The organism is Trinickia sp. LjRoot230 (assembly GCF_964253315.1).
Taxonomy (GTDB): domain Bacteria; phylum Pseudomonadota; class Gammaproteobacteria; order Burkholderiales; family Burkholderiaceae; genus Trinickia.
In genome coordinates, this window is record NZ_CAXUQX020000001.1 from 731976 (window position 1) to 746402 (window position 14427).

The 14427-nt window shown below is 62.4% G+C and carries 11 protein-coding genes; 5 read left to right on the forward strand and 6 right to left on the reverse strand.

Annotation, left to right across the window (positions count from 1 at the left end; all coding sequences use genetic code 11):
- Nucleotides 1–42: 42 nt before the first annotated feature.
- The 5 genes from ACSQ20_RS03505 (at nt 43) to ACSQ20_RS03525 (ending at nt 7010) form a co-directional block, all read left to right on the forward strand.
- The gene (locus tag ACSQ20_RS03505; protein ID WP_436017487.1) at nt 43–1491 is read left to right on the forward strand and encodes a catalase; all 1449 of its coding nucleotides are present in this window, start codon (nt 43–45) and stop codon (nt 1489–1491) included.
- 119 nt (nt 1492–1610) lie between these two features.
- Complete coding sequence (locus tag ACSQ20_RS03510; RefSeq protein WP_436017489.1) at nt 1611–2099, forward strand: Dps family protein; 489 nt, start codon at nt 1611–1613, stop codon at nt 2097–2099.
- A 132-nt stretch (nt 2100–2231) separates the two neighbouring features.
- Nucleotides 2232–3107 carry a 4-hydroxybenzoate octaprenyltransferase gene (gene ubiA, locus ACSQ20_RS03515; RefSeq protein WP_436017491.1) on the forward strand — a complete coding sequence of 292 codons (876 nt, stop codon included), beginning with the start codon at nt 2232–2234 and terminating at the stop codon, nt 3105–3107.
- 550 nt (nt 3108–3657) lie between these two features.
- Nucleotides 3658–5037, forward strand: a complete 1380-nt coding sequence (locus ACSQ20_RS03520; RefSeq protein ID WP_436017493.1) for a hypothetical protein — start codon at nt 3658–3660, stop codon at nt 5035–5037.
- A gap of 215 nt (nt 5038–5252) precedes the next feature.
- Entirely contained in the window at nt 5253–7010 is a 1758-nt protein-coding gene (locus ACSQ20_RS03525) for a hypothetical protein (protein ID WP_436017495.1), read from the forward strand.
- A 39-nt stretch (nt 7011–7049) separates the two neighbouring features.
- Here ACSQ20_RS03525 and proC read toward each other — a convergent pair whose 3' ends face one another.
- The 6 genes from proC to ACSQ20_RS03555 form a co-directional block, all read right to left on the reverse strand.
- Complete coding sequence (proC, locus tag ACSQ20_RS03530) at nt 7050–7862, reverse strand: pyrroline-5-carboxylate reductase (protein WP_436017497.1); 813 nt, start codon at nt 7860–7862, stop codon at nt 7050–7052.
- Nucleotides 7863–7887: 25 nt separating this feature from the next.
- Nucleotides 7888–8586: a YggS family pyridoxal phosphate-dependent enzyme gene (locus ACSQ20_RS03535; protein WP_436017499.1), complete on the reverse strand. Its 699-nt coding sequence runs from the start codon at nt 8584–8586 to the stop codon at nt 7888–7890.
- Nucleotides 8587–8684: 98 nt separating this feature from the next.
- Nucleotides 8685–9920: a glycolate oxidase subunit GlcF gene (gene glcF, locus ACSQ20_RS03540; RefSeq protein WP_436017501.1), complete on the reverse strand. Its 1236-nt coding sequence runs from the start codon at nt 9918–9920 to the stop codon at nt 8685–8687.
- A gap of 83 nt (nt 9921–10003) precedes the next feature.
- Nucleotides 10004–11092 carry a glycolate oxidase subunit GlcE gene (gene glcE, locus ACSQ20_RS03545; protein ID WP_436022895.1) on the reverse strand — a complete coding sequence of 363 codons (1089 nt, stop codon included), beginning with the start codon at nt 11090–11092 and terminating at the stop codon, nt 10004–10006.
- A gap of 143 nt (nt 11093–11235) precedes the next feature.
- Nucleotides 11236–12741 (reverse strand): FAD-linked oxidase C-terminal domain-containing protein, encoded by a 1506-nt coding sequence (locus ACSQ20_RS03550; RefSeq protein ID WP_436017503.1) that lies wholly within the window; start codon nt 12739–12741, stop codon nt 11236–11238.
- Nucleotides 12742–12753: 12 nt separating this feature from the next.
- Entirely contained in the window at nt 12754–14184 is a 1431-nt protein-coding gene (locus tag ACSQ20_RS03555; protein WP_436017505.1) for an FAD-binding oxidoreductase, read from the reverse strand.
- Nucleotides 14185–14427 lie beyond the last annotated feature (243 nt).

A 14427-nucleotide genomic window follows, 5' to 3' on the forward strand; every position in this document is an offset into this window, starting at 1 on the left:
CCGCCCTTACGCCCCCCTGCAACGAACAAAAGGAATTTCGTCATGTCCGACCGGAAGCTCACTACTGCCGCAGGCGCGCCCGTCGCCGATAACCAAAACTCGGTTACGGCTGGTCCGCGTGGCCCGATTGCGTTGCAAGATGTTTGGCTGCTCGAAAAGCTCGCGCATTTCGATCGCGAGGTGATTCCGGAGCGCCGCGTTCATGCGAAGGGCTCCGGCGCGTTCGGCACGTTCACCGTGACGCATGACATCACCCGCTATACGAAAGCCAACATTTTCTCGGCAATCGGCAAGCAGACCCCGCTCTTCATGCGCTTTTCGACCGTAGCAGGGGAGCGTGGCGCCGCCGACGCCGAGCGCGACGTCCGCGGTTTTTCGATCAAGTTCTACACGGACGAGGGCAACTGGGATGTGGTCGGCAACAACACGCCCGTCTTTTTTATCCGTGATCCGCTCAAGTTTCCCGATTTCATTCATTCGCAAAAGCGCGACCCGTACACGAACCTGCGCAGCAATATTGCAGCGTGGGATTTTTGGTCGCGTCACCCCGAGTCGCTTCATCAAGTCACGATTCTGATGAGCGACCGGGGCATTCCGAAGAACTACCGGCAACAGCACGGCTTCGGCTCGCATACATTCTCGTTCGTCAACGCCGACGGTGAGCGCTTCTGGATCAAGTTCCACTTCAAGTCGGCGCAGGATATCGAGAACTACACCAACGACGAAGCAGCGGCCGTGGTGGCGGGCGATCGCGAGAGCGCGCAGCGCGATCTGATCGACCAGATCGATCGCGGCAATTTCCCGAAGTGGCACTTTCGCGTGCAAGTCATGCCGCAAGCCGAGGCCGAGCGTTACAGCATCAACCCGTTCGATATCACGAAGGTATGGCCGCACAAGGACTATCCGCTCATCGATGTCGGTACGATCGAACTGAACCGCAACGCCGCCAATTATTTTTCCGATGTCGAGCAGGCTGCGTTCACGCCGGCCAATGTCGTGCCGGGCATCGGGTTCTCGCCCGATCGTCTGTTGCAAGGCCGGCTCTTTTCGTATGGTGATGCGCAGCGCTACCGGCTTGGGGTCAATCATCATCAGATTCCGGTCAATGCGCCGAAGTGCCCGATGCATGGGTCGCATCGCGACGGCGCCATGCGCACGGATGGCAACCTCGGCGGCACGACGAATTACGAGCCGAACCGCTTCGGCGAATTCGCGCAGGACCGCACGGCAGCGGAGCCGCCGTTCGCGGGCGGTGCGCTCGACCGTTACGACCACCGCGAGGACAGCGATTACTACAGCCAGCCGGGTGCGCTGTTCCGGTTGTTCGACGAAGGGCAGCGCTCGCGTCTGTTTGACAACATCGCACGTCATATCGACGGCGTGCCGCACGAGATCGTGACGCGGCAGTTGGAGCACTTCAACCGGGCCGATCCGGCCTATGGCGCCGGGGTGGCGGCGGCGATCGAGCGCTTGCGCGCGGCGCAGGCCTAATGAGTGGGCGGCGCAGCGCGCTGTGGCGCCGCGCCGCATGCCTGGGCTACACTGGCCCTCGCCGGAGCCCGGACATCAGCCACTTCCCATTGTTCACATCGCGCTTGCAAGGAGCCGTCATGGCAAAGAAAAACACCACAACGCAAATCGATATTGGCATCAGCGACAAGGATCGCAAGAAAATCGCGGACGGGCTGTCGCGTCTGCTGGCCGACACCTATACGCTTTACCTCAAGACGCACAATTTCCATTGGAACGTCACGGGGCCGATGTTCAACACGCTGCACCTGATGTTCGAGACGCAGTACACGGAGCTGGCACTGGCCGTCGATGCGATCGCCGAACGTATCCGCGCGCTCGGCGTGCCCGCGCCGGGCAGCTACAAGGAATTCGCCAAGCTTTCGTCGATTCCAGAGGCTGACGGTGTGCCGGGCGCCGAGGAGATGATTCGTCAACTGGTGCAAGGGCAAGAGGCCGTGGTGCGCACCGCGCGCGCAATTTTCCCGTCCACCGAAGCGGCACATGACGAGCCGACTGCCGATTTGCTTACGCAAAGGATGCAGACGCACGAGAAGACCGCCTGGATGCTGCGCGCGATGCTGGCCTGACGCATATCGAAGCAGTTCGAAGCAGTTCCGCCGCAGTTCAGTGCAGGGCTTTCCGGTTGGAAAGCCCTTTGCACTTTCGGCCTTGAATTTCGGGCCTTAAAATAGCGAATCGATGTTTGTTCCGGCCGCCCGATGCTCGCACCTCTCGTTGCTCGTCTTCCGCTTTATCTGCGCTTGATCCGCATGGACAAGCCGATCGGCAGCCTGCTGCTGCTTTGGCCCACGCTCAACGCGCTGTGGATTGCGTCGAACGGGCGCCCGCCGCTCTCGTTGCTTGTCATCTTCGCATTGGGCACCGTGTTGATGCGCTCGGCCGGATGCGCGATCAACGATTACGCCGATCGCGACTTCGATCGCTATGTGAAGCGAACCGAAAACCGTCCCCTTACGTCAGGGACAATCCGCGCGTGGGAGGCGCTTGCGATTGCGGCTGGTTTGTCGATCGTGGCCTTCATGTTGATCTTGCCGCTCAATGGGCTGACGAAGGCGCTCTCGGTTGCCGCGCTCTTCGTCGCCGGCACTTATCCGTTCATGAAGCGCTTTTTTGCGATTCCGCAGGCGTATTTGGGCATTGCCTTCGGCTTTGGTATTCCGATGGCTTTTGCGGCCGTCGAAAACCGTGTGCCCATGTTGGCTTGGGCGATGTTGGCGGCCAATGTGTTCTGGGCGGTTGCCTATGACACCGAATATGCAATGGTCGATCGGGACGACGATTTGCGCATCGGCATCCGTACTTCGGCCATTACGTTTGGCCGCTTCGACGTGGCGGCAATCGTGTTGTGCTATGCGGCAACATTTGGCATTTATGCAGTGCTTGGCGTTTTGCTGGCTTTCGGTTGGCCGTTTTGGGCCGGATGGGCCGTGGCGCTCGGCTGTGCGGCCTACCATTACAAGCTTATTCGCGAACGCGAGCGGATGGCCTGTTTCGCCGCGTTCCGTCATAACAACTGGCTCGGCGGTGCGCTTTTTGCCGGCATTGCCGGGCATTACGTCGTCAGTGGGTTTTGAGTCGGTTTTTGGATGCTCGGATGGCGAGAGGCGTCGCACCGGCTTCGTTGAGCGGTTGATCGATTCGCGTGCTTGAATGGCGCGGGCGTGGGCGTGTGCTATAGCTTGTCGGCCTTGCTATATGCGGATTCATTAGATTATGTCGCCATCGCCTATTGGAGAGCCGGGCCGCCCGGACCGCACTCAGCCTCCAGCAGACAATCTCCCAATTGCGGCGGACCCGCCGTCGACGAGGCCATCCTCGCGTGGTACCGCATCGGGGCCGCTTGCCAATATGCCGGGCAAATCTGCACCTGTATCGGCCGAACGGCGCCGTGAACTCGCCGATGTGGAATCGCGACGGCAAACCTTACGGCAGTTGCAGTCCGTCTTTTCCCCGATTTGTTTTTCGTTTGCCAACAAAATCGAGACGTTGCGAGCGAACCGCGATGGCGGGCAAGAGTTGGTGTATGCGCCATTCGATCTAAGAAACGCGTTGTTAATCGAGAGAACACCTGCACTGTACGACGACAAGATCCCGCCGCTCAACGTCATGCCCGTGCCTATGGGCATGAACGAACGTCGCTCGTTTATCGAATTTGTCCATAAGGTTCGCGGTACCGACCCCGGCGAAACCGAGTTTGGCCAGATTCGCGAGATGACGCCGGTTGTAATGGCGGATCGGTTTTATTTGACGCTCGGCAACCCTGAGTTCATGACGAACGTGGTGGCGGTGCCGGTCGGCGAGTACGGCGAGACGTTCTCGCTCGACATCATGCGTGCCGCGACGATTCTCAAGCGTGCGGCGCGGGAAATGGTCGCTGACGAAGCCATGCAAGTCAAAGAGCGCAACCCCGCGATCGTCGGCCGCACTCAACTCGATCTGATGCAATCGCAACGCTCGCGCGCTGACCGATTCAATTCACCGCTCGCCACGTTGCAGGACGGCATCGATTCGATTGCGGACGCAATTATCGAGGCGCTCGGCCGGAAAAATGGCGGGCCTGATGATCCAATGGACGCGCTGCGCGCCATGACCGAGCAAAGGATCGTAGAGGCGTTGTCGTTGCGTCTCGGGTTCGGCGTAATCGCACCCACGCGGGAAAACAATGCGCTTTTCAAGGATGCAGTTACGTGGAAAGAGGGTGTTCCCGCGCTGACGTCCCAATTCAGAGGGCAGTTACGCGATCAGCGCGATGCGATGACGGATGTTTTTCGCGAACTGGAGCGTAACCCGGCATTCGCCAACGGCGTCATCACAGGCATGGGATGTCCGGTGGGACATCCTGTCGATCCGCAAGGCGGCGAATCCGAGGAGGCCGTTGGTGTTTCCGAGGATGAAGCAAGCGCTAAAACAAGCGGTGTGCAGGTATTGAGCGAGACGTTCCTCGCCGTGATGGAAGATCTTGCTGCGCGCAGAGCGGCTGGAATCGTCGACGAGATTCCGAGCCCCGAGATCTCCACCGATAATAAACCGTCACGTTTCAGTACGATTCCACGAGATATTGCACTCGACGAACTGGTCGCCAACGTCGATAGCTTCCGGCGCGCAAACGATGCGCTGTTCAAGGCAGCGGAGTTGGAGAACGCGGTGTGCGGCTTGCAATACCGGGCAACGGCTAATCCGTCAGCTGAAACTGTCAGCCGGTTCAAACGCTCATTGGATGCGTTGGAAATTGCGGCGCTCGAGAAACTGGTCATCGACGCGGCTCAGTCATGCCGCATTCTCGAGCGTCAAATGGAACAGAGCAACACGGAGGCTAAACAACGGCGCTCAAGCGATCCGGGTGCGCGGACTCCTCAGACCGCCGAGGAGCGCGCGCAGCGAGAAGCGGCGAGCGCCAAGCGGCGAACGCAGGTGGCGCAAGCGCTTAGGGATTCGCGCAAACAGGCCAGCATCAAGCTTTGGGAGCTCGGGGATAGGATCGAGCAGATCGACTCAGGCGCTTAGCGCGAAGCGTTTGATCAGCCGGGCGGCCAGTGCCGCAGCGATATGGCCACGTCAATAATTGGCTCGGCGGCGCTTCGCTATGCAAACGGTGGTTTCGCGCTCTGGGTTATGCGCGGGTGGGCGCCTGCTATATCTTGTCTGCCCTGATCTACGCAAATTCCTACGTTATGTCGTCGTCACCCATTCGAGGGCCGAGCCGCTCGGACCCCACTCAGGTGGTAGCCGCACACGGCTGCCCAGTAACTGCGAAACCTTCTTCTTCCGTGGTACCGTCGTCGCGAGGTGCGGTGCCGGGTCCGCTAGCCAATGCGCCACGCAAACCTGTCGGCACACAGACGGAGCGGCGCAAAGAACTCGCGGACACGGAAGCGAAGCGGAAAATCTTGCGGCAGTTGCAGTCCGTGTTTTCGCCACTGTGTTTTTCGTTTGCCAACAAGATCGAAACGTTGCGAGTCAACGGCAGCGGTATTGAAGGCGAACCGTATGCACCATACGATCTCAGAAACGCATTATTGATGGAAAGAACGCCGGACCTTTACGACCGTACGGTATCGCCTTTCGACGTGATGCCCGTGCTAATGGACATGAACGAGCGCCGTTCGTTTATTGACTTTGTACAGAAACTCCGTACAGGCGCCAGCGACGATATGCGCGACTTCGACCGAGTTCGCGAAATGCTGCCGGTCGAAGTGGCAGATCGCTTTTACTTGACGCTTGGCAATCCCGAGTTTCTGGTTAGCACGGTGGCCGTACCGGTGGGCGAGTACGGCGAGACTTTTGCGTTGGACATCTTGCGTGCCTCGACGATTCTAAAACGTGCAGCCAAAGAACTGATTGCCGACGAGGCGATGAAACTCAAAGAAAGCAACCCGGCCATCGTCGGTCGCACGCTACTTGACCTGCAACGCTCGGGTCAGCCGCGTGCCGGCAGATTCAATTCGCCACTCGCAACGTTGCAAGATGGGATCGATTCGATCGCGGATGCCATTGCGTTGGCGCTGGGCCAAAGAAATGGTGGACCGGATGATCCGATGGAGGCGCTGCGAGCCATCACCCAGCAAAGGATCGTAGAGGCGTTGTCGTTACGTCTTGCGTTCGGCGTCCTTGCACCCTCTCGAGCAAGCAACGCGCTTTTCGAAAATCCTGTCGTGTGGGAGGACGGGACTCCCGCGCTCGCTTCCGAATTCAGGCAGCAACTGAGTGGTCAGCGTGGCGCGATGACGCGCGTTTTTCGTGATAACGAGAACAATCCGAACTTCGCCTCCAACCTCGTCACGGCCATGGGGTGTCCGGTCGGACATCCGATTGATTTGACCGACGACGCGCTCGGAGCGGCGACCAGTGCTCGAGGAGACGAAGCGAACGCTAAACAAAGCGGCGTTCAGGCATTGAGTGAAACCTTTCTGGCTGTCATGGAGGACCTTGCCGCGCGCAGAGCGGCGGGAATCATCGACGAGTTTCCCATTGCTTTGAGTCGCGTCGAGAACAAGCCGTCACGCTACAGTACGATTCCGCCGGATATCGCACTCGATAAACTGATCGCCGATGTCGATAGCTTCCGTGACGCAAACGATGTGCTGCGTGGCCTGGCTGAGATCGAGCACTCGGCGTATCGATTACAGTGCAACGCAAGCGCAAATCCGTCCGCCGAGTTGATCAGCGGATTCAAAGCGGCACGGGGTGGTGTGGAAATCTGTGAAATCGAAGCGGAGTTGATCAACAAAGCATTCGCGGCCAACCCCTTCGAACTTCAGCTCGAGCGGATCGTCGCTGACAATGACGAATGGCGCAAAGGTCACCCAAATCTGCGCGCAACGCAAACCGCCGAAGGAGATGCGGCTCAACTACTGTGGGCGCAGCGCGAAGCCAGGCAGCGAAATCAGGCCAGAAAGCTTGAGGACGCGAGGCAAGAGGCCGAGGTTTTGCTTCGGCAGCTCCGCAAAAAGACTGAAGAGATTGACTCCCGCGCGTAGCGCCGCGGGCCGTACGGTCGGGGTGAGCGCGCCTTCAACTTATTGTTTGCCGAGCTCGTCGCCCATTTCCTGCGCGCGCGCGTTCGCCGCGAGCACGCCTGCGACGATGGCCGCTTTCACACCCTGCGCGTCGAATGAAGCCAGCGCTGCCGCGGTCGTGCCGCCCTTCGACGTCACGCGTTCGCGCAGCACGCTGGCGGGCTCGTCGGACTGAGCCGCCAACTGCGCCGCGCCCGCGAACAGCGCAAGCGCCAGCGCACGGCCTTGTTCGTCCGCGAGCCCCAAGTTTCGCGCGGCTTCTTGCAGCGCCTCGATGAAATAAAACACATAAGCGGGGCCGCTGCCCGAAATTGCCGTGACGGCATCGAGCTTTGCTTCGTCGTCGAACCAAACCGTCTCGCCGACCGCGCCCAGTACGTCTGACGCGAGCGTCCGGCCGGCCGCATCCACATCGTCGAGCGCGGCGACACCCGTCACGCCCATGCCGATCAACGCCGGCGTATTCGGCATCGCGCGCACGATGCGTCGATAGCCGTTTAGCCAGCGCGCGATATCGGACGCCCGAATGCCGGCGGCAATGCTGATCACGAGCTGCGTCGACAGATGCGGCGCAAGCGACGTGGCCACGCTTTTCATGACCTGCGGCTTCACGGCCAGCACCACCGCGTCGTAGCCCCGCAATGCCTCGTCGGCGGCCGCGCCGGTGCGAATGCCGAGCTGCGAGGCCAAGCGCGCGCGGGCGTCTTCGTTGACGTCGACAGCGTACAAATCTTCAGCGGCCGCGCCGCGTTTGACGAGGCCGCCGAGCAGTGCCGCGGCCATGTTGCCGCCGCCGATGAATGCGATTTTCATGAAAGCTCGTTCGAAAAAAGGGAGGTCAGTGGGAATAGTCGCGCGCGCCGAAGATGGCCGTGCCGATACGAACGATCGTCGCACCTTCGAACACCGCCGCTTCGAGGTCGCCCGACATGCCGATCGAAAGCGTATCGAGCGGCAGGCCGTCAGCGCGCAGTTCGTCGAAAAGCGCGCGCAGCGCGCGATGCGGCATGCGTTGGGCGTCGAGCCCCTCGGCCGGCTCGGGAATCGACATCAGGCCGCGCAGCGCGAGCCGCGGCAGCCCGGCAATCTCGCGCGCCAAGACGAGGGCGTCGGCCGGCGCCACGCCGCTTTTCGTCGCCTCACCGCTTATGTTGACTTGCAAGCAGACATTGAGCGGCCGCAGGTGAGCGGGGCGTTGCTCGGATAGACGCTGGGCGATCTTCAAGCGATCGACCGAGTGCACCCAATCGACTTGCTCGGCGATAGCGCGCGTCTTGTTCGATTGCAGCGGTCCGATGAAATGCCACTCGATCTTGGGACGCAGATCGGCGAGCGTCTCGATTTTCGCCAGCGCTTCTTGCACGTAATTTTCGCCGAACGCGCGCTGGCCGACGGCGTACGCCGCGCGCACATCTTCGGCAGGGAACGTCTTCGAAACGGCGAGCAAGTGCACCGACGCCGGGTCACGTCCAGCCGCCTCGGCGGCACGGGCGATGCGTCGGTGGACGGCGGCGAGGTTGTCGGCGAGGTCGGACATGGCGCGAAAAGCTTCCTGCATTCGATCAAAGCAATGCCGGGATTATACGGATGCAAGCACGTACGCAAGCACGGACGCAACCCGCGATCGACCGCTGCTCACGCATAAAGCACGTGTTCGACGAGTTCGATCCAATGCGCGACCGGTATCGACGTGCCGCTTTGCAGATGCGCGATGCAGCCGACGTTGGCCGAGACGATCATCTTCGGCTCGAGCGCGGCAAGCGCGGCGAGCTTACGATCGCGCAACGAGTAGGCGAGGGCCGGCTGCGTGATCGAATACGTGCCGGCGGAGCCGCAGCACAGATGGCTGTCGGCCGGCAAATGCACGTCGATGCCGAGCGATGTCAAGAGCCGCTCGACCTGGCCGCGGATCTGCTGCCCGTGCTGTAGCGTACACGGTGGGTGAAATGCCACCGTATGCACGCCGTGGCGCCGGGCGAGCGAGGCGAGTTCGGCCTCGAAGCCCGCGAGCACCTCGACGATGTCGCGTGCGAGTTCGGCAATGCGCCGCGCCTTGTCGGCATAGGCCACGTCGTCGCGCAGCAAGTGGCCGTACTCTTTCACCGTCGCTCCGCAACCGGAGGCGTTGATGACGATGGCTTCGACGCCCGCCTCGACATGCGGCCACCAGGCGTCGATGTTACGGCGCATGTCGTCAAGCGCTTCGTCGCGGTAACTCAGATGAAGCCGCAGCGCACCGCAGCAGCCGGCCTCCGGCGCGACGACGGTTTCGATGCCGAGCGCATCGAGCACGCGCGCCGTCGCCGTGTTGATGTTGGGCAGCATCGCAGGCTGCACGCACCCGGCGAGCAGCAGCACTTTGCGCTCGTGCGCGGTTTGCGGCACGCTCGGCCATGCCAATAACCGCTGACGCGGCGGCACCTTGTCGCGCAGCTTGCGCGGCAAAAAAGGCCGGACGTACTGCCCGAGCCGCATGGCCGGAGCGAAGAGCGTCGCGTTGGGCAAGACGCTCGCCAGCAGCCGGCGCACGAGCCGCTGACCGAGCGAACGGGGCACCTGCGCTTCGACATGCTCCCGGCCGATTTCGACGAGCCGTCCATACTGCACGCCGGACGGGCACGTAGTCTCGCAACTGCGGCAGGTCAGGCAACGGTCCAGATGCAGTTGCGTGGCGTGCGTCACCGGCGCGCCCTCGAACATCTGCTTCATCAGGTAGATACGTCCACGCGGGCCGTCGAGTTCGTCGCCCAGTAACTGATAAGTCGGACAGGTTGCCGTGCAAAAGCCGCAATGGACGCACTTGCGCAGAATCGCGTCGGCCTCTTCGCCGTCCGCCGTGTTGCGAATGAAGTCCGCAAGGTATGTCTGCATGGCGTTGCTTGTTCCGGTCGTTCGTCTGTTTGTTCGGGCTGTCGCCGAGGCGGTCGTTCGATTGGATTCGATTGGGCGGCCGGTCAGAAATCCGGGTAAAGACGCCCTCGGTTGAATATCCGGGCGGGGTCGAAGGCGGCCTTGAGCCCTCGGTGAATCTTCATCAGCGGCGCGGACAACGGCGTGAACACGCCCACGCTGCGGTCGAATTCGCGGCCCGGGCGAAAGACCGTCGCGTGTCCGCCCGCTTGCTTGGCACTGATGCGCACCGTTTGCGCGTCGGTATCGGTGATCCACCAGCGCTGCGCGCCGCCCCATTCCATCAGCTGCGCGCCGGGCAGTTGCATCGGCTCGGTGATCGACGGCAGTGCCAGGCGCCAAAGCGCCGACTTGGGCGGAATCGTCGAAAAAAACGGGTCAGTCTGCTCGCGCAGGCCCTCCCAAAAACGCTCGGCCTCGACAGCATCGACCACCTCGCCCCCAATGACATTACGCGCCGTTTTGACCGCGCTGTCAGCGCCCGAGAGGCGCACGGCCAGCGTGCCGTTGCGCCAGGCGCTCGCGGAAATCGGCAGCGGCCGCCCGGACCATTCGTTGAGCTTGCGCACGGCGTCGGTGCCGTTCATGTCGAATTTGAGCGTCGCCTCGGCGGCAGGCTGCGGCAAGACTTTGATCGAGACCTCGAGCATCAGGCCGAGCGTGCCAAGCGAGCCGGCCATCAGGCGCGAGACATCGTAGCCCGCAACGTTCTTCACGACGCGCCCGCCAAAGCGAAGGATTTCGCCGTGCCCATTCATCATCGTTACACCGAGCACGAAATCCCGCGCGGCGCCGACCGTCGCGCGACGCGGCCCAGCGATGCCCGCTGCGATTGCGCCGCCCAGCGTCGCCGCCCGGCCGAAATGAGGCGGCTCGAACGGCAGCATCTGCTTGTGTTCGGCGAGCGCTGCTTCGAGTTCGGTAAGCGGTGTGCCGCACCGCGCGGTAACGACCAGTTCTGCCGGATCGTAAGCCACGATGCCGCGATGCACGCGCGTATCGAGAACCTCTCCATGGAGGGCTTGACCGTACCAGTCCTTGGTGCCGGCGCCGCGCACGCGCAGCGGGCGCTCGTCGGCCGTGGCCGCGCGGATGCGCTCCGCCCAGTACGCGAGCACGTCGTCATCTTGCATGGCTTCCCGCTTCGTTATGTCGTTCATCCGGTTGCCGTATTTGCCTCGGCCCACACGCGCATTCTACCGGCCTAGCCAGGGCCGGCAAGCCGCGGGTCCCCTCGCTTCGGGTTGATCCCCATTTGCCGCTACGTCGTGCAACGTTAAAAGCGCGGCAACTCTGGATGTGGCAAAAGCCCGCCGCGTACGTGCATCTTCCCGTACTCGGCGCACCGTGCTCGCGTGGGAATGCCTTTAGTCGGGTTGAGCAGCCCCGCTGGGTCGAAGGCGCGCTTGACCGCGAAAAAAGCGTCGCGTTCGGCGTCGGAGAACTGCACGCACATCGAGTTGATCTTCTCGATGCCGACGCCGTGCTCGCCGGTCACCGTCCCTCCGAGTTCGACGCACGTTTCGAGGATCTCGGCGCCGAAATCCTCGGCGCGTTTGAGTTGATCGGGGTCATTGCCGTCGAACAGGATCAGCGGATGCATGTTGCCGTCGCCAGCATGGAACACGTTGATGCACCGCAGGCCGTACTGGGCTTCCATCTTTTCGATGCGCGCCAGCAGCGGGCCGATGCTGCGGCGCGGCACGGTGCCGTCCATGCAGTAGTAATCGGGCGAAAGGCGGCCCGCTGCAGGAAACGCGTTCTTGCGGCCCGACCAGAACTTGAGCCGTTCCGCATCCGTGCGCGAGATCTGCACGCGCGTGGCGCCGTGCTCGCGCAGCACGGCGGTCGTCCGGGCCACTTCCTCGGCCACTTCTTCGGGCGTGCCATCTGATTCGCAGAGCAAAATGGCTGCCGCGTCGAGGTCGTAACCGGCGCCGACGAACGCCTCGACGGCGCGCGTGGCGGGCTTGTCCATCATTTCGAGTCCGGCCGGGATGATGCCCGCCGCAATGATCGCGGCCACGGCATCGCCGCCTTTGACGACATCGTCGAAGCTCGCCATCACCACCTGCGCGGCCGGTGCCTTCGCGATCAGCTTGACGGTGACTTCGGTGACGATCGCAAACATGCCCTCGCTACCGATCAGCACCGCGAGCAGATCGAGCCCGGGCATATCAGGCGCGAGCGAGCCGAATTCGACAATGTCGCCATCCATCGTGACGGCGCGCACGCGCAGCACGTTATGTACGGTTAGCCCGTATTTGAGGCAGTGAACGCCGCCCGAATTTTCGGCGACGTTGCCGCCGATCGTGCAGGCGATCTGCGATGAGGGATCGGGCGCGTAGTAAAGCCCGTACGGCGCAGCGGCTTCCGAAACGGCCAGGTTGCGCACGCCGGGCTGGACCGTCGCGGTGCGCGCGTACGAATCGACATTGACGATCTTGGTGAAACGCGAGAGCGACACGACGATGCCTAGCGCTATCGGCGTCGCGCCGCCTGATAAGCCGGTGCCGGCGCCACGCGGCACGATCGGCACCGACAAGCGTTTGCAGATCTGCACGATGCGCACGACTTGCGCTTCGGTTTCGGGCAGCGCCACGGCAAGCGGTAGCTGTCGATAAACGCTGAGGCCGTCGCACTCGTAAGGCGCCGTGTCCTCGTCGCGATAGAGCAGGCAATGCGCGGGCAGCGTCGCCATCAGCGCTTGAACCACTTCGCGCTGGCGCGCCTCGCGCAGATGCGCCGGCATCGGTTGATCGTCTTGGGCCGCGGCTGTCATCGACGCTCCTCGTTACGATGCTGCGCGTGAATAGGAAAAGATTTTGCCGGGGTTCATGATGTTGCCCGGGTCGAGCGCATGCTTGAGCGCGCGCATCACGTCGACGGCGTCGCTGCCGTGCTCGTCGACGAGGAAGCCCATCTTGTGCAAGCCCACACCGTGCTCGCCTGTGCAGGTGCCGCCCAGGCGCAACGCCCGTTCAACGACGCGGCTGTTCAGCCGCTCCGCTTCGGCGAGTTCCTCGGGTTTGGCCGGGTCGATCAACATGGCGACATGAAAATTGCCGTCGCCGACGTGTCCGACGATCGGGCACGGCAATGGAGAATTGCGCAGATCGGCTTCCGTTTCGACGACGCATTGCGCGAGCCGCGAGATCGGCACGCAGACGTCGGTCGTCAGCGCGCGGCAGCCGGGCTTGAGTTGCAGCATCGCGAAGTAGGCGTTGTGACGCGCATTCCACAGGCGGCTGCGCTCTTCCGGGCGTGTCGCCCAGGCGAAGCCGCTGCCGGCGTGATCGGCGACGATCTGCTGGACCGTTTCCGCTTGTTCCTTGACGCTCGCCTCAGTGCCGTGGAATTCGAAAAAGAGCGTCGGCGATTCGGGCAGCGTGAGATTCGAATGACGATTGATGGCGCGAATGGCTAGCGCGTCGACGAACTCCACGCGGGCGACGGGCACGCCGAGCTGGATGGTTTCGATGACGGCGCGAACCGCGTCGCCCATCGACGCGAACGAGCAGACGGCCGCCGAGACCGCCTCCGGCTGCGGATAGAGGCGCACGGTGACTTCGGTGATGACGCCGAGCGTGCCTTCTGAACCGACGAAAAGGCGGGTGAGGTCGTAGCCGGCCGCCGATTTGCGTGCTCGCGAGCCTGTCTTGATGACGCGGCCATCGGCGAGAACGACGGTGAGGCCCAGCACGTTTTCGCGCATGGTGCCGTAGCGCACGGCGTTCGTTCCCGATGCGCGCGTGGCCGACATGCCGCCCAGGCTCGCGTCGGCGCCGGGGTCGATTGGAAAGAAGAGGCCGGTATCGCGCAGTGCCTCGTTGAGCGTTTTGCGCGAGACACCTGCTTGGACGGTGGCGGTCAGGTCTTCTGCGTCGATGGCGAGCACGCGGTTCATGCCTGAGAGGTCGACCGACAGGCCGCCTTCCACGGCGAGCAGGTGCCCTTCTAGCGACGAGCCGTTGCCGTAGGGGATGATCGGAACGTCGTAGCGTGCGCAGAGTTTGACGGCGGTGCGCACGTCGTCGGTTTGCTGTGCGAACAGCACGGCATCGGGCAGTAGCGGATCGAACGGCGATTCATCGCGGCCGTGATGGGTGCGTACTGCTTCGGCGGTGGATAAACGTTCGGGGAAAGCGGCTTTTAGCTCGGCTAGCAGTTCGGCGGGAAAGGGCCGGCGTGTGCGCAGGTCGGTTGGGGGCGCGGGGTGGTTCATGAATGTCTCCTGTCGACCAGAGTTGGCGCTTTAGCGCCTACTCTGGTCCCATGCAAAGCGGTCGACCAGAGTTGGCGCTTTAGCGCCTACTCTGGTCCCATGCGGCGCACTTGGTCGGCCGCCAAACCGCGAGGGCGCAGCGTAATCGAATAATCGGGCCATTTTACGCCGACCGAATGCACGCGGCAGATTGGAAAAATCGGTACGGGATGGTGTTATCGACTCCTATAATGAGTCGCGCTT